The 20,122-nt window shown below is 50.2% G+C and carries 20 protein-coding genes; 14 read left to right on the top strand and 6 right to left on the bottom strand.

Annotated elements, in window-relative coordinates:
- Positions 1-49: 49 nt before the first annotated feature.
- From HMPREF2608_RS09635 to HMPREF2608_RS09625, 3 genes are all read right to left on the bottom strand, one after another.
- A complete protein-coding gene (locus HMPREF2608_RS09635) occupies positions 50-577 on the bottom strand; it encodes a single-stranded DNA-binding protein (RefSeq protein ID WP_049332709.1) in 528 nt (175 codons plus the stop codon).
- Position 578: 1 nt separating this feature from the next.
- Positions 579-1,961, bottom strand: a complete 1,383-nt coding sequence (locus HMPREF2608_RS09630; RefSeq protein WP_070826825.1) for an MFS transporter — start codon at positions 1,959-1,961, stop codon at positions 579-581.
- 200 nt (positions 1,962-2,161) lie between these two features.
- Positions 2,162-2,785: a lytic transglycosylase domain-containing protein gene (locus HMPREF2608_RS09625; RefSeq protein WP_070826823.1), complete on the bottom strand. Its 624-nt coding sequence runs from the start codon at positions 2,783-2,785 to the stop codon at positions 2,162-2,164.
- 173 nt (positions 2,786-2,958) lie between these two features.
- On the opposite strand from HMPREF2608_RS09625, the gene ppx reads away from it, so the two are divergent.
- The 5 genes from ppx to HMPREF2608_RS09600 all read left to right on the top strand — a co-directional run bounded on the left by ppx (position 2,959) and on the right by HMPREF2608_RS09600 (position 7,429).
- On the top strand, positions 2,959-4,467 hold the full coding sequence (gene ppx, locus HMPREF2608_RS09620; RefSeq protein WP_004520779.1) for an exopolyphosphatase: 1,509 nt from the start codon (positions 2,959-2,961) through the stop codon (positions 4,465-4,467).
- An 87-nt stretch (positions 4,468-4,554) separates the two neighbouring features.
- Positions 4,555-4,926 carry a 30S ribosome-binding factor RbfA gene (rbfA, locus tag HMPREF2608_RS09615; RefSeq protein ID WP_003685554.1) on the top strand — a complete coding sequence of 124 codons (372 nt, stop codon included), beginning with the start codon at positions 4,555-4,557 and terminating at the stop codon, positions 4,924-4,926.
- A gap of 10 nt (positions 4,927-4,936) precedes the next feature.
- On the top strand, positions 4,937-5,800 hold the full coding sequence (locus tag HMPREF2608_RS09610; protein ID WP_070826821.1) for a hypothetical protein: 864 nt from the start codon (positions 4,937-4,939) through the stop codon (positions 5,798-5,800).
- 65 nt (positions 5,801-5,865) lie between these two features.
- Positions 5,866-6,780: a tRNA pseudouridine(55) synthase TruB gene (gene truB, locus HMPREF2608_RS09605; protein ID WP_070826819.1), complete on the top strand. Its 915-nt coding sequence runs from the start codon at positions 5,866-5,868 to the stop codon at positions 6,778-6,780.
- Positions 6,781-6,802: 22 nt separating this feature from the next.
- Positions 6,803-7,429 (top strand): NAD(P)H-hydrate epimerase, encoded by a 627-nt coding sequence (locus tag HMPREF2608_RS09600; protein WP_070826817.1) that lies wholly within the window; start codon positions 6,803-6,805, stop codon positions 7,427-7,429.
- A 49-nt stretch (positions 7,430-7,478) separates the two neighbouring features.
- Here HMPREF2608_RS09600 and HMPREF2608_RS09595 read toward each other — a convergent pair whose 3' ends face one another.
- Both HMPREF2608_RS09595 and HMPREF2608_RS09590 read right to left on the bottom strand, forming a co-directional pair.
- Positions 7,479-7,838, bottom strand: a complete 360-nt coding sequence (locus HMPREF2608_RS09595; RefSeq protein ID WP_070608638.1) for a CrcB family protein — start codon at positions 7,836-7,838, stop codon at positions 7,479-7,481.
- An 81-nt stretch (positions 7,839-7,919) separates the two neighbouring features.
- A complete protein-coding gene (locus tag HMPREF2608_RS09590; RefSeq protein WP_070826816.1) occupies positions 7,920-8,597 on the bottom strand; it encodes an energy-coupling factor ABC transporter permease in 678 nt (225 codons plus the stop codon).
- 164 nt (positions 8,598-8,761) lie between these two features.
- On the opposite strand from HMPREF2608_RS09590, the gene HMPREF2608_RS09585 reads away from it, so the two are divergent.
- From HMPREF2608_RS09585 to HMPREF2608_RS09570, 4 genes are all read left to right on the top strand, one after another.
- A complete protein-coding gene (locus HMPREF2608_RS09585; RefSeq protein ID WP_070826814.1) occupies positions 8,762-11,803 on the top strand; it encodes a DNA translocase FtsK in 3,042 nt (1,013 codons plus the stop codon).
- A 116-nt stretch (positions 11,804-11,919) separates the two neighbouring features.
- Positions 11,920-12,615, top strand: a complete 696-nt coding sequence (gene aqpZ / locus HMPREF2608_RS09580; protein ID WP_070826812.1) for an aquaporin Z — start codon at positions 11,920-11,922, stop codon at positions 12,613-12,615.
- Positions 12,616-12,762: 147 nt separating this feature from the next.
- Positions 12,763-13,095, top strand: coding sequence for a hypothetical protein (locus tag HMPREF2608_RS09575; protein ID WP_004520787.1), 333 nt, complete (start codon positions 12,763-12,765; stop codon positions 13,093-13,095).
- Complete coding sequence (locus HMPREF2608_RS09570; protein ID WP_070826810.1) at positions 13,083-13,355, top strand: NF038104 family lipoprotein; 273 nt, start codon at positions 13,083-13,085, stop codon at positions 13,353-13,355. The genes HMPREF2608_RS09575 and HMPREF2608_RS09570 overlap by 13 nt, the downstream gene beginning before the upstream one ends.
- A gap of 50 nt (positions 13,356-13,405) precedes the next feature.
- Here HMPREF2608_RS09570 and radC read toward each other — a convergent pair whose 3' ends face one another.
- The gene (gene radC / locus HMPREF2608_RS09565; protein WP_070826808.1) at positions 13,406-14,080 is read right to left on the bottom strand and encodes a RadC family protein; all 675 of its coding nucleotides are present in this window, start codon (positions 14,078-14,080) and stop codon (positions 13,406-13,408) included.
- 476 nt (positions 14,081-14,556) lie between these two features.
- Here radC and potA point away from each other — a divergent pair, with 476 nt between their 5' ends.
- The 5 genes from potA (at position 14,557) to trxB (ending at position 20,052) form a co-directional block, all read left to right on the top strand.
- Positions 14,557-15,681 (top strand): ABC transporter ATP-binding protein, encoded by a 1,125-nt coding sequence (gene potA / locus HMPREF2608_RS09560; protein WP_049335895.1) that lies wholly within the window; start codon positions 14,557-14,559, stop codon positions 15,679-15,681.
- Between the two features lie 15 nt (positions 15,682-15,696).
- Positions 15,697-16,662, top strand: coding sequence for an ABC transporter permease subunit (locus tag HMPREF2608_RS09555; RefSeq protein WP_070826806.1), 966 nt, complete (start codon positions 15,697-15,699; stop codon positions 16,660-16,662).
- The gene (locus HMPREF2608_RS09550; protein ID WP_070826804.1) at positions 16,662-17,549 is read left to right on the top strand and encodes an ABC transporter permease subunit; all 888 of its coding nucleotides are present in this window, start codon (positions 16,662-16,664) and stop codon (positions 17,547-17,549) included. The genes HMPREF2608_RS09555 and HMPREF2608_RS09550 overlap by 1 nt, the downstream gene beginning before the upstream one ends.
- A gap of 148 nt (positions 17,550-17,697) precedes the next feature.
- Positions 17,698-18,993 carry an NAD(P)/FAD-dependent oxidoreductase gene (locus HMPREF2608_RS09545; RefSeq protein ID WP_070826802.1) on the top strand — a complete coding sequence of 432 codons (1,296 nt, stop codon included), beginning with the start codon at positions 17,698-17,700 and terminating at the stop codon, positions 18,991-18,993.
- A 108-nt stretch (positions 18,994-19,101) separates the two neighbouring features.
- Positions 19,102-20,052: a thioredoxin-disulfide reductase gene (gene trxB, locus HMPREF2608_RS09540; protein WP_070826800.1), complete on the top strand. Its 951-nt coding sequence runs from the start codon at positions 19,102-19,104 to the stop codon at positions 20,050-20,052.
- Positions 20,053-20,122 lie beyond the last annotated feature (70 nt).

The raw sequence follows: 20,122 nt of genomic DNA, 5'->3' as shown, positions 1-20,122 counted from the left end.
AGGCCGTCTGAAAGTATATTTTTCAGACGGCCTTTGTGTTGCTCAACAATTAGAAGGGAATATCGTCGTCGATATCATCAACCGGAGCGGTCGGTTGTGCCGGGGCAGGACGACGGGCTGGGGCGGCTGGGGGTTCTTGCGCCGGGGCTGATTGGTATTGCTGTTGTGGCGCTTGTTGGTAACTGCTTTGGCTTGAATGGCCGCCTTGGTTGTAGCCGTCATCATATGGTGCGCCGCCGCTGTTGTCATTGCGACCGCCGAGCATTTTCATTTCGTTGGCGATAATGTCGTAAGCGGTGCGCTCGATGCCGTCTTTGCCTTGGTATTTACGGCTTTGGATACGGCCTTCCAGGTACACTTGGCTGCCTTTACGCAGGTATTGACCGGCGATCTCGGCGAGTTTGCGGTACATGGTGATGTTGTGCCATTCGGTACGTTCTACGCGTTGGCCGTTGCGGTCGTTCCAAGTTTCGCTGGTGGCAACGCTGAAGTTACAGACGGCCTCGCCGTTGGGCATATAGCGGACTTCCGGGTCGCGGCCGAGGCGGCCGATGAGGATAACTTTATTCAATGACATTTTACACTCCTGTGATGATTTTTTCGGCGGCCTCTTGGTCGAATCCTTTTTGCAAGGCCTTGATATAAATGGTTTGTTTGTCTGCGCTAAAGCTGATGCTTTCAACGCCTTCAATTTCGGTCAATTTTTGGTAGAGCAAATCCGGATTTTGTTGCCATTCGGCGTTAAGCGGATAGCTGAGGTTTTTGACGGGTTTTGGTGCCGGCGAAATGACTGCCAATACCAGCCACAGCAACATTAATACGCTACAAAAGGCAAATACGCCTACAAAACCGTATTTTTGGAACAATAAACCACCGGTTGCACCGCCGACAAACAAGCCGACCGACTGCATGGTGTTATACACGCCCATCGCCGTACCTTTCAAATCGGACGGAGCGATTTTCGATACCATAGACGGCAGGCTGGCTTCCAATACATTGAAACCAATAAAGTAAACAATCAGATAAGCGGTAATCAACCATACCGAGTGCATTCCGAACAGCAGACCGATTTGCGCCGTGGCAATGCAGACGATACCAAGGATAAACACTTGTTTGAGTTTGTTGCGCGTTTCGCCGACGATAATCAGCGGCACCATAATAATCAGACCGGTAATGGTTGACGGCAGATAGACTTGCCAGTGATGGATTTTTTCCAAACCCAACTGCGTCATGGCAAACGGCAATGCGGTAAATAAAGCCATTTGCGCCGCATGCAAGGCAAAAATACCGAAGTCGAGATTGAGCAGTTGGCGGTTTTTCAATACTTCGCCCATACGCGAAGGCTGCGCCTGCGTGTCTTCGTGCATTTTTGACACTTCAGGATCAGGCGTCATCCAGGCAATCACGCCAATACTGATTACCGTCAGAATACCGGTCAGCGCAAACAGGCCGGATACGCCGATAAAGCTGGCAATCATCGGCGCCAGCACTAGGCTGACGGAAAAGGTCAAGCCGATACTCAGGCCGATCATCGCCATCGCACGCGTCCGCACTTCGTTACGGGTCAAATCCGCCAGTAAAGCCGTTACCGCCGCGCTGACGGCACCCGCGCCTTGAATGGCTCGCGCGGCAACCAACATCTGCAGGCTGTCGGCAACTGCGGCCAAAAAACTACCCGCCGCAAACACAATCAAGCCGGCATAAATCACTTTTTTACGACCGAACTTGTCGGAAGCTATGCCCAAAGGTAGCTGTAGCAAAGCCTGTGTCAGCCCGTAAATACCCATCGCCATACCGACCAGCGCTTTATTGTTTTCTGCGCCGGGCAACGAAGCGGCATACATCGCCAAAACTGGCAACACCAAAAACATCCCCAACATACGCAGTGCGTAAACACCGGAAAGTGTGGTACTGGCACGCCACTCGTGCGGAAACATTTGAATGCGGTTATCTCTTGCCATAAATAATGTTTCAGACGGCCTTAAGTTTGCGAAAGGCCGTCTGAAAGTGTGAATTAACAGATTTTCTGATTATACAGGATTCAAAGGAATTGCATGGAGTCAAATCGCAAGCCGTTTATCGCAAACCTGCTTCATCGGTATAAAACGGTTTTAACAAAAAACAACGTCACGCAAGATCTGCCCTATCCCATTATCCCCAATCAACCCCACTGCCATCTATTTCGCCACGCGCCTAACACGGCATTCGGATATTTGTTACTGCCCAAGCTGCCGTTAAACCTTGCCAAAGCGCGGACAATATTGCCTTTTTCGATATTGTTGTAATGGCGCAGAATGGTGCAGCCATAGCGCAGATTGGTGCGGATATCGAAAAGATTGTGCGACGGATTGCCGATATAGTTTTTCCAAAACGGCATCACCTGCATCAAACCGCGCGCGCCCACTCCGCTGATGGCATATTGGCGAAACGCGCTTTCCACTTCAATCAAACCCAGAATCACTTGGGTGTTGAGTCCGGCGCGACTGCTTTCGTATTGAATATTGACCAACAAACGGCGGCGCTCGCCCTCATCGGGAATAAAGCGTGCCAATCGGGAAGACATCGCCGCCAACCAACGTTCCCCTTCCTTCGAATCTGCAAACACCAGCCGCGCAGGGCTGGCACTATTAATCGAACTGCGCATCACGGAAGCCACATCATCCGCCAGCGTTTCTTCACGTTGCGCCCCAGCCCATGCGGTCGCAGGCGTCAAAAGCATGGCTCCGCCAACTTGCAACATACGGCGGCGCGATAAAAATAAGGAATCTTGGTTTTCCGATTTCATGTATTTTCTCTTTTTAGGCCGTCTAAAAAGTTCAGACGGCCTTCGATATATTTGCTTAAAATCAGCATTATAAAATACATCTATGAGCAGAATCAAAGAGCTGTATTCCTTTTATTGTCAAGTGATACAGCCTCAAGTAACATTTAGGTTTTTCTAATCAAGCGGTATTTTTTATGACCACCACTCCCGCCAACGTTTTAGCCTCCGTCGACTTGGGTTCCAACAGTTTCCGCCTGCAAATTTGTGAAAACAACAACGGCCAGCTGAAAGTCATCGACTCGTTCAAACAAATGGTTCGCTTTGCCGCCGGCTTGGACGAACAAAAAAACCTGAGCGAAGCCTCTCAAGAACAAGCCTTGGAATGTTTGGCGAAATTTGGCGAACGCCTGCGCGGATTCCAGCCTGAAAACGTGCGCGTGGTGGCCACCAACACTTTCCGCGTCGCCAAAAACATTGCCCAATTCCTGCCCCGTGCCGAAGCGGCGCTGGGTTTCCCCATCGAAGTCATTGCCGGCCGTGAAGAAGCGCGTCTGATTTACACCGGCGTAGTGCATACCCTGCCGCCCAAAGGCGACAAAATGCTGGTTATCGACATCGGCGGCGGTTCGACCGAATTTGTTATCGGCTCGGATTTGCAACCACTGACCACAGAAAGCCTGCCTTTAGGCTGCGTAACGTACAGCATGCGCTTCTTTCAAAATAAAGTGACTGCCAAAGATTTCCAAGCCGCCGTTTCCGCCGCGCGTATCGAAATCCAACGCATCAGCAAAATGATGAAGCGTACCGGTTGGGATTTCGCCATCGGCACGTCCGGTTCGGCAAAATCCATACGCGACGTTTTGGCAGCCGAATTGCCGCAAGAAGCCGACATTACCGCCCAAGGCATGCGTTATCTTGCCGATAGGATCATCGAAGCCGGTTCGGTTAAAAAAGCCAAATTTGAAAACCTCAAACCCGAACGCATCGAAGTTTTCGCGGGCGGGTTGGCCGTGATGATGGCCGCTTTTGAAGAACTCTCGCTGACCAAAATGACCGTTACCGAAGCCGCCCTCCGCGACGGCGTGTTCTACGACTTAATCGGCCGCAGCCTCAATGTTGATATGCGCGAACAGACAACGGCCGAGTTCCAAAAACGCTACCACGTCAGCCTCAACCAAGCCAAACGCGTTGCCGATACCGCGCAAGCCTTTATGAACAGCCTGTGCCACGCCAAAAACGTAACTGTTCAAGAGCTTGCCCTGTGGAACCAATACCTCAGCCGCGCAGGCCGTCTGCATGAAATCGGCTTGGATATTGCCCATACCGGTTATCACAAACACTCCGCCTACATTCTCGAAAACGCCGATATGCCGGGCTTCTCACGCAAAGAGCAAACCATTTTGGCGCAACTGGTTATCGGCCATCGCGGCGACCTCAAGAAAATGGCAGACATTATCGGCAACAACGAAATCATGTGGTGTGCCGTATTATCCCTGCGCCTGGCCGCCCTCTTCTGCCGTTCGCGCCTGCCGCTTGATTTGCCGCCGCAAACCCAGCTTCGCATCGATGAAAACAACCACAGCTTCATCTTGCGCATCAATGCCCAATGGCTGGAGCAACACCCCCTCATCGCCGATGCGCTGGACTACGAAAGCGCGCAATGGCAAAAAATCGATATGCCTTTCTCGGTTCAAGCACAATAAACCGTGCTCCGTTATAATAGGCTGCTTTTCAAAATCCAAACCGCAGGCCGTCTGAAAACGACAGCCTGCCATACATCAAGGAAAACCATGAGAAAACCTCAACGCGGCTACGCCCGCCAAGACCGTGTCAAAGAACAAATCATGCGCGAGCTTGCCGAACTCGTCCGCACCGGCCTGAAAGATCCGCGCGCAGGCTTCATCACCATCAACGAAGTCGAAGTCACCCGCGATTACAGCCACGCCACCGTGTTCTATACCGTCCTCGACGACAGCACGCGCGACATTACCGAAGAAGCTTTGGAACACGCCAAAGGCCATTTGCGCAGCGAATTGGCCAAACGCATCAAACTCTTCAAAACGCCCGAGCTGCACTTCAAATACGACGAATCACTCGAACGCGGCATGAGCATTTCCAGCCTGATCGACCAAGTGGCGGCGGAAAAACCGGTTGAAGATTAAGAAATCTATGATGAAAAAATGGCTTGTATCTATTTTATTTGCAACAGCGTCCTATGCCTTTTCCACGCCTTTATCTTTTAATTGGAAGCAAAATAAAGCCGAAGTAACAGAGATAACTGATATTCCATATGGCGTGACAGAAACAAATGATGTTTCATCCGACGTGATAGAGTATAGGTATTTCATTCAATTAACCAAACGGGGAATAAGCAACTTTGTACTGTCTTACGGCAACCGTAATATTATTTCTATCAATGATTACAAACCTAGCGAAGAAGATGTACTCTCTTCGCAAACTCTGCCACCCATTGTTTTACTAATTAATCAATCAGGACAAGCTGTTGATATTATCAACTGGAAAGATTTTTACACTCAATCAAAGAAAATAAGCCTTGAGAAGAAAAGTATTAGTAAAGATGACTTGGAGGAATTAAACAATCTAGAAATACAAAATGCCATAAAACAAAAAAAGATGGACAATCCATGGGGTTACTGGATATGGCTTTGGGCGGATATTAACCCTGACAAGCTACCTGCCCCATCTCAGAAAAATTTTTCTATCTTAGGCATACCGTATATTCAAACAAGTTCTTATGAATTGATAAATCAGACTGATCAAGAGATAACATTACGATACCAATCTCAAGTTAATATGGATCAGACTGCCGATATCAGCAACGAAAGCTTCTTGAAAACAGATAAGGTAACTACGAAAGAACTGATAGATGCAGACCAACTTTTCAAAAGTGTAACGGTAACCGCAACATTGGCAAAGCAAACCATGCAACCAAAATCTGTAGAGGTTTCTGAAGTTTCTTCATTTCCATTTATAAAAATCAAGCGGACAACTTATCGCTTTAAATGGTTCAACTGATAATAAAATGCCGTCTGAAAATATAAAACTCTTTTTTCAGACGGCATGTTCCTTAAAAAAACACTATGACAGCCAAACCCACCAAACGCCCGGTCAACGGCGTTCTTCTCCTCGACAAACCCGAAGGACTTTCCAGCAATACCGCCCTGCAAAAAGCGCGGCGTTTGTTCCGTGCCGAAAAAGCCGGGCATACCGGCGTACTCGATCCTTTGGCCACAGGGCTTTTGCCTGTTTGTTTCGGCGAAGCGACCAAGTTCGCCCAATATCTGATTGATGCCGACAAAGCCTATACCGCCACGCTGAAACTGGGCGAAGCCAGCAGTACGGGTGATGCAGAAGGCGAAATCGTTGCCACTGCTCGCACCGATATTTCACTATCCGAATTTCAGACGGCCTGCCAAGCCTTAACGGGCGATATCCGCCAAGTGCCGCCGATGTTTTCAGCCCTCAAGCACGAAGGCAAACCGCTGTACGAATACGCGCGCAAAGGTATCGTTATCGAACGCAAAGCGCGCGATATCACCATTTACTCCATTGATATCACAGAGTTTGATGCACCCAAAGCCGTGATAGACGTACGCTGCAGCAAGGGTACTTACATCCGAACCCTCAGCGAAGACATCGCCAAACACATCGGCACATTTGCCCACCTGACCGCCCTGCGCCGTACTGAAACCGCCGGTTTTACCATTGCCCAAAGCCACACGCTCGAAACCTTGACAGAATTGGATGAAGCCGAACGCGATGCCCTGCTGCTGCCTTGCGATGTTTTGGTGCAATATTTTCCCAAACTGGAGCTAAACGACTACGCCGTTACCATGCTCAAACACGGTCAACGCCCCCAGTTTACCGAAGACATTTCCGCCGAACAGCCCATTCGCGTATACAGCCAAGACGGCACATTTATCGGACTGGTGGAATATCAAAAAGAAATAGGCCGTCTGAAAGCCTTGCGCCTGATGAATACCGCCGACAAATAACTTCCTGTAAAGAGAGCCGATCATGAAAGTCTATACCGCCGCCCAGATGCGCGAACGCGAGCAAGCAGCCGTCGATAAAGGCACGAGCTTCGACCAACTGATGGAAAATGCCGGCAGCTCTGCCGCCCGAGACCTTATGCAGCGTCATCCTCAAGCCGGACGCGCCCTGATCGTTTGCGGCAAAGGCAACAACGGTGGCGACGGCTTAGTCATGGCAAGATATATGCAGGCGCAAGGTTGGCACATCGACATTCTGTTTTCACTCGGAGAAAACCTCTCCCCCTTGGCTCAAACCAATCGAGAACGCCTCAACGGTTTGCCCCATATTGAATTGATATCCGCACAAGAACTGGAAGGCCGTCTGAAAAAAGGTTACGACATCATTATCGAAGGCATATTCGGCACAGGCTTCAGCGGCGCCCTTCCAACCGAAATCGCCGCTCTCTGCCGCCAACTCAATCATTCAGACGGCCTGAAAGTCGCCCTCGATATTCCCACCGGCCTCAACTGCGACACCGCCGAAGCCGATCCCGACACATTCCGCGCAGACCTGACCTACACCTTTGCCGCCTACAAACCGGCACACTTAAGCGAGTCCGGCAAAATCTATTGTCAAGAAACCGTCTGTTTGCTTATTGGCATTGATTAAATGCCTATAAAAAATAACAGAGTGCAATTTTGCACCCTGTTATTTTTGCTTACTTCCAAATCTGCGCCAATTTAATCCCCAGCGCTGTCAAACCAAATGAACCGAAAACATGCAGACAGGTCGCCATCAAAGCCATACCCCAACGTTGCGCCTGCATCAAACCCACCATCTCCACTGAAAAACCTGAAAATGTGGTCAAGCTGCCGAGAAAGCCGGTAATCCAAAGCAAACGCCATTGCGGATCGGTTAAGAGTTCTGCCAATACACCAATCAGCAACGCGCCCAGCCAGTTTGCCGCCAATGTACCGATAGAAAAAGGCGCAGAAGACACCAGCACCAAGCCAAACAGCCAACGCAATACAGCTCCGACAATGGCACCGCAAACAATGGGAAAAATATAAGCAAACATAACAAGTTAAACATTCAATTCAAAAAACAGGCCATCCGGTCATTAGGCCGTCTGAAAACCAAGCAAGGATACCTTCATATCTTATTGCCAAATCTTAGGCGCGGATTTCAAATACCTGTCGTCATCGAAAGTACAAATCCATTGCGGCTTAAGCGCGATAAAAATGGCTGTTGAAATACCGCTCAAAAATGCCTCTGCCCAAGCGATTAAGAAGAAAACAGGAAAAGCGGTTTTCCATAATACCGCCGTATCGAATACATCCGCCCAGTCCAACAAACCGACCAAAATTACGCCGGTAAACACCATTCCGACCGCCGCAGCCCAAAAACCATTCAGAAAAATAAAGATAAAGATATTGGCAGGCAAACGCGACACCCAATGGCGGAAACCCAAGTTCACCAACAAAGGCGGAAGCAATACGGACAAGGCGTTGATGGGGAACATATGCCAATCGCCCCAAAGCCACAAATACGGAAAAAACAGCAAAACACCAAGGCAGAATGCGGCAGAAGTGCCCAGCATTAAAGCCGTCAGGTTTAAAGCAAGCAAATGATAGCTCATGCCGGCCAGTTGTCCGCTTTCCGGGGAAGCATTCAAACTCCAAGCCAGCGGCAACATCACGGCAGCCACCAAGAATGCGGAACGATGCTGCGATACCGACACCCATGCCTGCTTTGCACACAAAGCAAAAATTACCAGCAACACAGGCCATGCAGCCATCACGACACCAACGGGAAACCATCCGTTTTGAAAAATCATCATCTCATCCGCAAAATGTTCAGACGGCCTATTATACGCGTCTCAAGCCATAGCTTTGACAATCCTGTCTGCCTTTGCCGTTAAAGCTTGTTTCGGCTGGTTTTGTTTACCCGAAAAAAGCGTTAGAATAACGGACTTTGCCGTTTAATTAAGGGGATGGACGCATGCTTTGGACAATATTGGCTTTAATTCTGCTGGCTGTCATAGCCGGCTTGTTCTGGTTGCGCCAGAAACAAGAGCAAAAATGGCGCCAAGAATTGGCCCGACTCAGTGGCGACGAACAAGAAATAAACAAAGAAGACAGCCCGGTCAGTTTTTCCGACCAACTGGACAGCCTGAAACGTTTGTTCAGCATGAACAAGCGCACTGCCGACAACCATAAAATCGCCCGCATCCGCCTGCTTTCCGCGCTCGAACACAATAAAATGCAACGCGCCGAAACAGAAGAACACGCAGCAGAGCCAGTTGCCGAAGAGCTGGAACACATCGCAGCTACCGAAGAAGAAATCAAAGCTGAGCCTAAAACCCGCAAACCTGCCAAACCGGAACGTATTCCTAAAATCACGCCGTTTGCACAAATGGAAACGCCCGAATACAGCCCGTCTTTAGTGCAAAACAACAATTTTGAAGAAATCACATTAGAAGAAGCCACACGTTCCCTGCACGAAGCAGCAGTTGAAGAATGGAACGAGCATTTGGCCGAAAAAAATGCGCCGATTTACAAAGACGAAGTTGAAACTCCATTATTGCGTGCTTCATCCCTGCCGATGACCGGCATGGAAATCATCGACTACAACGACCCTATCTTGCGCCGCACACGCGAGCGTGCCTTGGCGCGTGCCAACAATGTCCGCGTGGCAGAAGCCAATGCGCCGCATATCGAAACCGTTCAGACGGCCTTAAGAACTGCAGAAAAAGAAGCCATCCTCCCCTATACTTCCATGCAGGCATTCCCTTCTGAAATCCAAGCGGAAGATATTCACGACAACCTTGCCCGCCGTACCGCTGCACGCCACAAACTGGCCGCGGCCGTCGCCCCTTTGCGCGACTACTCTCCGCGCACCATCGAAAATGACGAAATTCTGGCCAACTTGGGACAAATCAGCCGTCCTGCCAGCCTGCGCCGTCAAGTTCGCCATACCGAAGCGGCCGCCGAAAGATGGGCGCGTAAACAAGCTGCCACGGAAGCTGTTGCACCACAACCGGCAACACCGTCCCGTCCGAAACCGGCTGCGCCTGTTAAAAAATCTCCTTATATCTCCCGACCTGCCGCGCCAAACGCAACCGTAGTTGAGCCGCCTGCCGTACCGGTTGTCCCTATGGCGAAAACCGATATTCCCGAGCCACCCGTTTTCCAAACCTCGATTGCGCCGATTGATATTCCCGAACCGCCTGCTTTTGAACATAAAATCCAAGTGCCGATTTTTGATGCACAAGTCAATGCGCATGTCAGCAATCAGCCTGAACGCAGTATCCACGATTATTTAATCAGTGAATCTGCCGTCGAAGAAGCTGAATTCGATAATGAACCGGAAGCACCTGTACAAGCGGAAGCAGAAGCTATTCAAGCGGTTGAAACCATTGAACCCGTTGAATCTGTTGAAACAATCGCAAGGCCGTCTGAATATACACAGACAGTCGTTGAAACGCCTGTTCAAACCGTAGAACCAAGCATTCAAGAGAGTACGCCAAGTGTAGCTATTCCAGCTTCGGCAACACTTACCGAGGCACACCTGCCGACTACCGCCCTGCTTCTGCCGCCGCAGTTTGACCCAAGCGCCTCGCAAACTGAAGAACAGTTGCTGGAAAACAGCATTACCATCGAAGAAAAACTGGCTGAGTTCAAAGTTAAAGTCAAAGTGATGGACTCCTATTCCGGCCCGGTCATTACGCGCTACGAGATTGAGCCTGATGTCGGCGTGCGCGGCAGTGCCGTTTTGAACCTTGAAAAAGACTTGGCGCGCTCACTTGGCGTGGCTTCCATCCGCGTGGTGGAAACCATCCCCGGCAAAACCTGCATGGGCTTGGAATTGCCTAATCCGAAACGCCAAATGATCCGCCTGAGCGAAATCTTCAATTCGCCTGCGTTTACCGAATCCAAATCTAAACTGACCCTGGCCCTCGGCCAAGACATTACCGGCCAGCCTGTTGTGACAGACTTGGCTAAAGCGCCGCATCTGCTGGTTGCCGGTACGACCGGTTCGGGTAAGTCCGTAGGCGTGAACGCCATGATTCTGTCCATGCTCTTCAAAGCAACGCCTGAAGACGTACGCATGATTATGATTGACCCGAAAATGCTGGAGTTGAGCATTTACGAAGGCATTCCGCACCTGCTTGCCCCTGTCGTGACCGATATGAAACTGGCAGCAAATGCCCTGAACTGGTGCGTCAACGAAATGGAAAAACGCTACCGCCTGATGAGCTTTATGGGCGTGCGCAACCTTGCCGGTTTCAACCAAAAAATTGCCGAAGCCGCCGCGCGTGGCGAAAAAATCGGCAGCCCGTTCAGCCTCACGCCTGAAAACCCTGAGCCATTGGAGAAACTGCCGTTTATCGTGGTCGTGGTAGATGAGTTTGCCGACCTGATGATGACTGCAGGCAAAAAAATTGAAGAACTGATTGCCCGCCTCGCCCAAAAAGCACGCGCAGCCGGTATCCATTTGATTCTTGCTACCCAACGCCCAAGCGTGGATGTCATTACCGGCCTGATTAAAGCCAATATTCCGACACGCATTGCCTTCCAAGTGTCCAGCAAAATCGACAGCCGCACGATTCTTGACCAAATGGGTGCGGAAAACCTACTCGGTCAGGGCGATATGCTGTTCCTGCCACCCGGTACCGGCTATCCGCAACGTGTACACGGCGCATTCGCATCCGACAACGAAGTACACCGCGTAGTGGAATACCTGAAACAATTCGGCGCACCTGACTATATCGACGATATTCTAAGCAGCGGTTCGACCGAGGACTTTACCGGTACCAGCCGCAGCACCGACAGCGACCTCGACCCCATGTATGACGAAGCCGTTTCCGTTGTCTTGAAATCACGTAAAGCCAGCATTTCCAATATCCAACGCCAACTGCGCATCGGCTACAACCGCGCCGCCCGCCTGATTGACCAAATGGAAGCCGACGGTATTGTTTCCCCGGCGGAAAACAACGGCAACCGCACTATCTTGGCGCAAAGCAGCGACCATCTGGATTAATTTATCTTCGCTTAAATCAAGGCCGGAAAAAACAGGTAAATCCGTTTTTCGATTAGAAGCAATCTTATTATGATTCATGCCTTCGGCAACACCCCACCCTTTACGAGGAAAAACAAATGAAAAAATATTTTGCAGAATTTTTCGGCACTTTCTGGCTGGTATTCGGTGGCTGCGGCAGCGCAGTTTTGGCAGCAGCCTACCCTGAGCTTGGCATTGGCTTTGCCGGTGTCGCTTTAGCATTCGGTTTGACCGTACTGACCATGGCTTACGCTGTCGGCCACATTTCCGGCGGCCACTTCAACCCTGCCGTTTCCGTCGGCCTTTTCATCGGCGGCCGTTTCAACGGTAAAGACCTGTTGCCTTATATCGTATCCCAAGTTATCGGTGCGATTGCCGCTGCGGGCGTTCTGTATCTGATTGCTTCCGGTAAAACCGGTTTTGATGCTGTTGCTTCCGGCTTTGCCAGCAACGGTTTCGGTGAGCACTCTCCTAACGGTTACGACATGATGGCCGCTTTGCTGATCGAATTCGTACTGACCGCATTCTTCCTGATCATCATCATGGGTTCTACCGACAAACTGGCTCCGGCTGGCTTTGCCCCTATCGCCATTGGCCTGGGTCTGACCCTGATTCACTTGATTAGTATTCCTGTAACCAATACTTCCGTTAACCCTGCACGTTCTACCGGCGTTGCCTTGTTCCAAGGCGGCTGGGCTGTTGAACAACTGTGGTTGTTCTGGTTGGCTCCTATTGCCGGCGCAGCAGTTGGCGCAGCTATTTACCGCTTCGTTTTGGCTAACGACAACAAATAATCTTGACGGAATGACATTCCCGGTGCGGCTGACACTCTAAACTGACCGCCCCCAAGTTGCCGAGACACAAACGCACCGCCTGACTCAGACGGTGCGTTTGTTTTTGCCATGTTACAATACTTTCTTTTCTTACATTCTCAAACCATCATGCAAACCTTACCTTTTCAAACCGATATCGCTGCCAGAATGCTGGTCAATACCGAAAACGAAACCATCCATCCCGATGCCGTATTCGTACAAACGCAAAACGGCTACTGGATTGCTTGGCACGACCAACAGGCCGCCCTGCTTGCCCCCGACACACCACCCGATATTCCCTGCTTTTGGGTAGAAGGCGCAGAAAGCTTGGAAGAGCTGGTAAGCATGGTAGAAAACGGCGAATTTGACGAAGTTGAAGAATTTGACGGCGATGATGATGCTTGGCAAGAAGCACTCGGATGCGGCCATCATCACGAAGGACACTGCGGATGCAGCCATTGAGATGTACAAAACGCCTGCTTCCGGCACTTGCCCTTTGCTTGACGCTTAACGGCTGCGTTGTAGGTGCGGCTGTCGATTTGGCTGCCACAACCGTCCTGACTGCTGGAAAATTGGTTGTCAAAGGAACGGGGGCAGTGATTGATGCCGCTATTCCTGACGGCAAAAAAGACAAGGACAAAGAAAAAGAAAAGAGCAAAGAAAAGCCAAAATCGGAAGAAATCATCCACAAAGAAGAATCATCCGATGAAGTAACGCAATAATCCTTCAAGACGGCCTAGGAATCCTACTGAGGCCGTCTGAACATTCATCCTTACATATAGCCCTGTTCGCGCAAAGAGCAGATTTCTTTTGCCGTCACGATAAAATGGTCTAAGAGCGTAATATCGACCAAACTTAAAGCCTGTTTCAAACGCTCTGTAAACTGCACATCAGATTCAGACGGCCTTGCCGAACCGCCCGGATGATTGTGTGCCAAAATCAAACTGTCGGCATATTCATCCAATGCCAATTTGACGATTTCACGGATATAAACCGTGTTTTCCGCCACTGTACCGCGCGATAATTCCCGTACCGCAATCAATTGATTTTGACGGTTGAGCAGCAACGCAACGCTGATCTCGATTTTTTCATGCCCAAGATGCAGGCGCAGATAATCCGCAACCGATTGCGGGTTTGACAGAACAATCTGCTCCTGCAAATCTTCACCCAAAATCCGCCGCCCGATTTCTTTGACCACTGCAAATTGAGTATAGCTCGCCAAGCCCATGCCCTTATAAGCAGCGAGTGTTTTGGCATCCGCACTCATCAGCTTCCCCAAGCTGCCAAACTCACTCAACAAATAACGCGCTAAATCGACCGCGCTCATGCCGCGCGTTCCGACACGCAACAAAATCGCCAGCAACTCTGCATCACTCAATGCCTCCGCGCCACGCTCCAACAGCTTCTCACGCGGTCGCTCCCCTTCGGGCCATTCTTTGATACTCATATTTTCCCTTTTATTCATATAGCGGATTTAGTTTCAATTCTGAGCAAAACCGCCTCACCCGATATAAAACGTAATCCATTATGATTTTAGCAAATAAATGCAATTTGCGTATTTTATTCTATTTTGAATAATTATTTAAGACAAATGAATAACAATTAAGCCACTTTGTGCAGAAAAACAACGTTACCCATTTTCGCTATCCTGTTCCCCTGCCTGCCTTTCCTTTCCTATTTGTTTCAAATCAGCCGATACAAGCAATTTCATATTGCCCCTATGAGGCTTAGGCTAATATAATATCGAGTTTGCCGAGAGCAAAAGCTTAGGCTTAAACTGCTTTCTATCCACGCTGCCCGTGCGCTTTACAAGAGTTTCAGACGGCCTCCGTCCGACTCCCGCCAGCAATCAAACAGCTTTTTATCACCCATTCGAAAATCCGTTTTGCCGGTACTCGTCTTTCTTTTTGGAGTATTGCCATTATGACCGCAACCACTGCGTCTTCAGCCAAACCTTATCTGCAAATCCAAGGCTTGGTGAAAAAGTTTGGTGACAATTACGCTGTCGATAACATCGACTTGGACATTTACCAACATGAAATCTTTGCCCTTTTGGGCAGCTCAGGCAGTGGCAAATCCACGCTGCTGCGCATGTTGGCAGGCATGGAAAGCCCCAATCAGGGCAAAATCATTCTCGACGGCCAAGACATTACCAAGCTTGCCCCGTATGAGCGCCCAATCAACATGATGTTCCAAAGCTATGCCCTGTTCCCGCACATGAGCGTTGAGCAAAACATCGCTTTCGGTCTGAAACAAGACAAAATGCCTAAAGGCGAAATCGACGCCCGCGTCGAAGAAATGTTGCGCCTGGTGCAAATGACCAAATACGCCAAACGCAAGCCGCACCAACTTTCCGGCGGCCAACAACAACGTATCGCTTTGGCACGCAGCCTGGCGAAACGTCCTAAAATCCTGCTGCTTGACGAACCTTTGGGCGCACTCGATAAAAAACTGCGCCAACAAACCCAACTGGAATTGGTCAACACGCTGGAACAAGTCGGCGTAACCTGCATCATGGTTACCCACGACCAAGAAGAAGCGATGACGATGGCTACCCGTATCGCCATTATGTCCGACGGCCAACTGCGCCAAGTCGGTACGCCTAGCGACGTGTACGATTACCCTAACAGTCGCTTTACCGCTGAATTTATCGGCGAAACCAATATTTTTGACGGCGTCGTTATTGACGACCGCGCCGATTTCTCTATCGTCAAATGTGACGGCTTGGAAAACCACGTCCGCATCGACCACGGTCTGGGCGTTCCGAACGAGCATGAAATCTGGATCAGCATCCGCCCTGAAGACATTGATTTGCATAAAGAAAAACCGGAACACTTGGGCGCGCACAACTGGGCTCAAGGCACAGTTAAAGAAATTGCCTACCTGGGCAGCTTTGCGATTTACCACATCAAACTCGCCAACGGCCGTGTCGTTAAGAGCCAAGTTCCCGCACCTTATTGGTATGTGCGCAACATTACTCCGCCGACTTGGGACGAGACTGTCTATATCAGCTGGCCTGAAAACCAACCTACGCCTCTGTACAGTTAATTTGAGGGAAATGCAATGGACCTTAAAAAACTGAAAAAGAAACTGTTTCGCCGTCCTGGACAGCGTGCAGTGATTGCCGTGCCGTATATCTGGCTCTTGGTGCTGTTTCTGATTCCGTTCGCCATCGTATTGAAAATCAGCTTTGCCGAACAAGAAATCGCCATTCCGCCATTTACGCCGTTGACGACGATTGATGAAGACTTAGGCCGTCTGAACATTGCCATCAGCTATCAGAACTACGCCGACATCTTCCAAAACTTTTGGAATACGCTCAATCCGTTTGGCGACAGTGAAAACAGCAATATCTATTTGATGACCTACTGGTCTTCGATTAAGACCGCGCTGACGACGACCATCATCTGCCTGTTGATTGGTTATCCGACCGCTTATGCCATTTCACGCGCCAATCCGGCTGCGCGCAACGGCCTGCTGTTGGCAATCATGCTACCTTTCTGGACCTCTTTCCTGTTGCGTGTTTACGCATGGATGGGCTTATTGGGTCACAACGGCATCATCAATAATTTCTTAATCAAATATGGAATCATCAGCGAGCCTTTAGACCTGTTCTACAATGCTTTCTCGCTGAATTTGGTGATGGTTTACGCCTATCTGCCGTTTATGATTTTGCCGCTGTACACACAGTTGGTAAAACTGGACAACCGTCTGCTCGAAGCCGCTTCCGACTTGGGCGCAAGTCCGATCAAATCGTTCTTTACCATTACCCTGCCTTTATCCAAAACAGGCATCATCGCAGGCTCTATGCTGGTCTTCGTGCCGGCCGTCGGTGAATTTGTGATTCCTGAATTGGTGGGCGGTTCTGAAAACCTGATGATCGGTAAGGTATTGTGGCAGGCATTCTTCGACCAAAACAACTGGCCGCTGGCTTCTGCCGTCGCCGTCGTTATGGTTGCCCTGCTGGTTGTACCGATTGCCCTGTTCCAGCACTATGAAAACCGTGAATTGGAAGAAGGAGGCAAATAATGCAGAAAACCAAATTATCCTGGTTCTTGAAACTGATGCTCCTGCTCTCGCTGGCATTCCTCTATATTCCGCTGGTGGTTTTAGTCATCTATTCTTTCAATGAATCCAAACTGGTTACCGTTTGGGGCGGTTTCTCAACCAAATGGTACGGCGCATTGATGGAAAACGACACCATCTTGGAAGCGGCCTGGCTGTCATTGCGTATCGCCATCGTTTCCTCGCTTGCCGCCGTAGCACTCGGCACATTGGCTGGTTACGCCATGGCGCGTATCAAGCGCTTCCGCGGCAGCACCCTGTTTGCCGGTATGATTTCCGCGCCTATGGTGATGCCTGACGTGATTACCGGTTTGTCCATGCTGCTATTGATTATTCAGGTGCAAATGTTCCTGCAAGGCAGTGAATTGCTGCAATCGCTCTACTTCGATCGCGGCTTCTTTACTATCTTCCTCGGCCACACCACGCTTTGTATGGCGTACATTACCGTCGTTATCCGCTCGCGCTTGGTGGAATTGGATCAATCCTTGGAAGAGGCTGCTATGGACTTGGGTGCCCGTCCACTGAAGATTTTCTTCGTGATTACCCTGCCGCTGATTGCCCCTGCGATTGCTTCCGGCTTCCTCTTGGGCATTACCCTGTCTTTGGACGACTTGGTGATTACCTCCTTCCTGTCAGGCCCGGGTTCATCGACATTGCCGCAAGTGATTTTCTCCAAAATCAAACTCGGCCTTGACCCTCAGATGAACGTTTTGGCAACCATCCTGATCGGTATCATCAGTACGCTGGTGATTGTCGTTAACTACTGGATGATGCGTCAGGCAACCAAACGGGAACGCGAGGCTGCCGAAGCCTACCGCCAAGAAAAATTGGCAGCCGAGAAAGCCGCCTAATATGCAGACAGGCTGTCCGATAAAGCATCGGAACAGCCTGTTTTATTAACTGCATCTTATCCTTTCAGACGGCCTGAATCTAAGCCCACATTTAAGGCCGTCTGAAAACCAATTTCAATGAAGTGAAAACCAACCTAAAGCTCAAATCATGATTAATCCCAGCTTCAAAGAATACCTTCCTTCCTACTATGTCAGCACGGCCAATCCCCATCCATCTTATCCGACGCTTGAAGGCCGTCTGAAAACTGAAACCTGCGTTATCGGCGGTGGCCTATCCGGCTTATGCACCGCTCTACCGCTTGCCGAAAACGGCCATGAAGTCATCGTACTTGAAGCCGCTCGTATCGGTTTCGGCGCATCAGGTCGCAGCGGCGGACAAGTCATCAGCGACTTTGCCTGCGGCATGGAAGAAATCGAAAAACAAGTCGGCTTGGAACAGGCACAATGGTTCTGGCAGCAATCCCTGCAAGCCGTTGAACTGGTTGACTCGCGCATTCAAAAACACAACATCCAATGCGATTGGCAACGCGGCTACGCTACCGTCGCCGTCCGTCCTCAGCATTGGGAAGAATTGCAGCAATGGCACGAACACGCTCAAAAACATTATGGTGCAAGCCATTACCAGCTTTGGGATAAAGCCACGCTGAAACAACAACTTGCCAGCGATATGTATCAAGGCGCGCAATTTGATCCTTTATCCGGCCACTTACACCCGCTCAATTACACCCTAGGCATTGCCAAAGCGGCAGCCGATGCAGGCGTACAACTTTTTGAGCAATCCCCGATGACGCGTATCGAGCCATGCGATAACGGCTGGCTGGTTCATACGCCCAATGGCAGCGTTGAGTGCAAAAACCTCGTTTATGCCGTCAATACTTATGCCGGTTTACACCCGAAATTCAAAGTATTGGAACAAAAAGCCATTGCAGTCAGCACCTTTATCATTGCCACCGAGCCTCTGGGCGAGCGTGCCAAAGACCTGATCCGCAACAATATGGCCATCTGCGACAACCGCCACGTCCTTGACTACTACCGCCTCAGCGCTGACAGCCGCCTGCTTTTTGGCGGCAAAGACAACGAGTTTATCGACGACCCTGACCGCATGACCGAACTCGTCCGCCAAGACATGCTGAAAGTTTTCCCGCAACTTGCCAACGTCAGAATCGAGCATTCTTGGGGCGGCGAATGCGACATTACGCGCAACCTCGCCCCACATTTCGGCCGCCTCGCCCCTACCGTTTTCTACGCCCAAGGCTATTCCGGACACGGCATGGCGATTACCGGCATTGCCGGCTTGGCGATTGCCGAAGCCATCATGGGTGATGACGGTCGTCTGAAACCTTTTGAACAACTGTGCCACAGCAACATCATTACCCAGCCTTTCCTACGCAAACTCGGCTCTTTCCTCGGTTCAAAATACTATCAATGGAAAGACAGCCACTAAACCCAAGCAACAAACATATTTCAGACGGCGGCAGATTCAAGTAAAATTCAGGCCGTCTGAAAGCTTAGATACGACAAAATTCAATCATTTATCAGCAAGGAAACCATCATGAGCAACCATCATAAACTCATCATCCTCGGCTCCGGCCCTGCCGGCTATACTGCCGCCGTCTATGCCGCCCGTGCCAACCTAAACCCTGTAATCATTACCGGCGTTGAGCAAGGTGGACAACTGATGACCACCACCGAAGTGGACAACTGGCCTGCCGATGCAGAAGGCGTACAAGGTCCGGAACTAATGGCCCGTTTCCAAGCTCATGCCGAACGCTTCGGCACTGAAATGATTTTCGACCAAATCCACACCGTTGATTTGCAAAACCGTCCGTTTACCCTCAAAGGCGATATGGGCGAATACACCTGCGATGCGCTCATCGTTGCCACCGGCGCATCCGCCAAATATTTAGGTTTGCCAAGCGAAGAAACCTTTGCCGGCAAAGGCGTTTCCGCCTGTGCAACTTGCGATGGTTTCTTCTACAAAAAACAAGATGTTGCCGTAGTCGGCGGTGGCAATACCGCTGTGGGAGAAGCACTCTACCTTGCCAATATCGCCAACACCGTTACCCTGATTCACCGCCGCAACAGCTTCCGCGCTGAAAAAATCATGGTGGACAAGCTGATGCAACGCGTCGAAGAAGGCAAAATCATCCTCAAGCTCAACAGCTCGGTTGATGAAATCTTGGGTGACGAAAGCGGCGTTACCGGTGCACGCCTGAAACACAATGACGGCAGCACTGAAGAAATCGCTGTAAAAGGTGTTTTCATCGCTATCGGCCACAAACCCAACACCGATATTTTCAAAGGTCAACTCGATATGGATGAAACCGGCTATCTGAAAACCAAAGGCGGCACCGGTGACAATGTCGGCGCAACCAATATCGAAGGCGTATGGGCGGCAGGCGACGTCAAAGACCATACCTACCGTCAAGCCATCACCAGCGCCGCTTCCGGCTGCCAAGCCGCGCTTGATGCCGAACGTTGGCTCGACCGCCACGGCGTATGAGCCTCTAAGCTACGCCCTATTCTTTAAAACATAATCAAAAGGCCGTCTGAAATTTCAGACGGCCTGAGAC

The sequence above is a fragment of the Neisseria sp. HMSC064D07 genome (genome assembly GCF_001837185.1).
Lineage (GTDB): Bacteria > Pseudomonadota > Gammaproteobacteria > Burkholderiales > Neisseriaceae > Neisseria > Neisseria flavescens_C.
The sequence above is the reverse complement of the archived record's forward strand: the minus strand, read 5'-3'. Positions and strand labels throughout refer to the sequence as shown.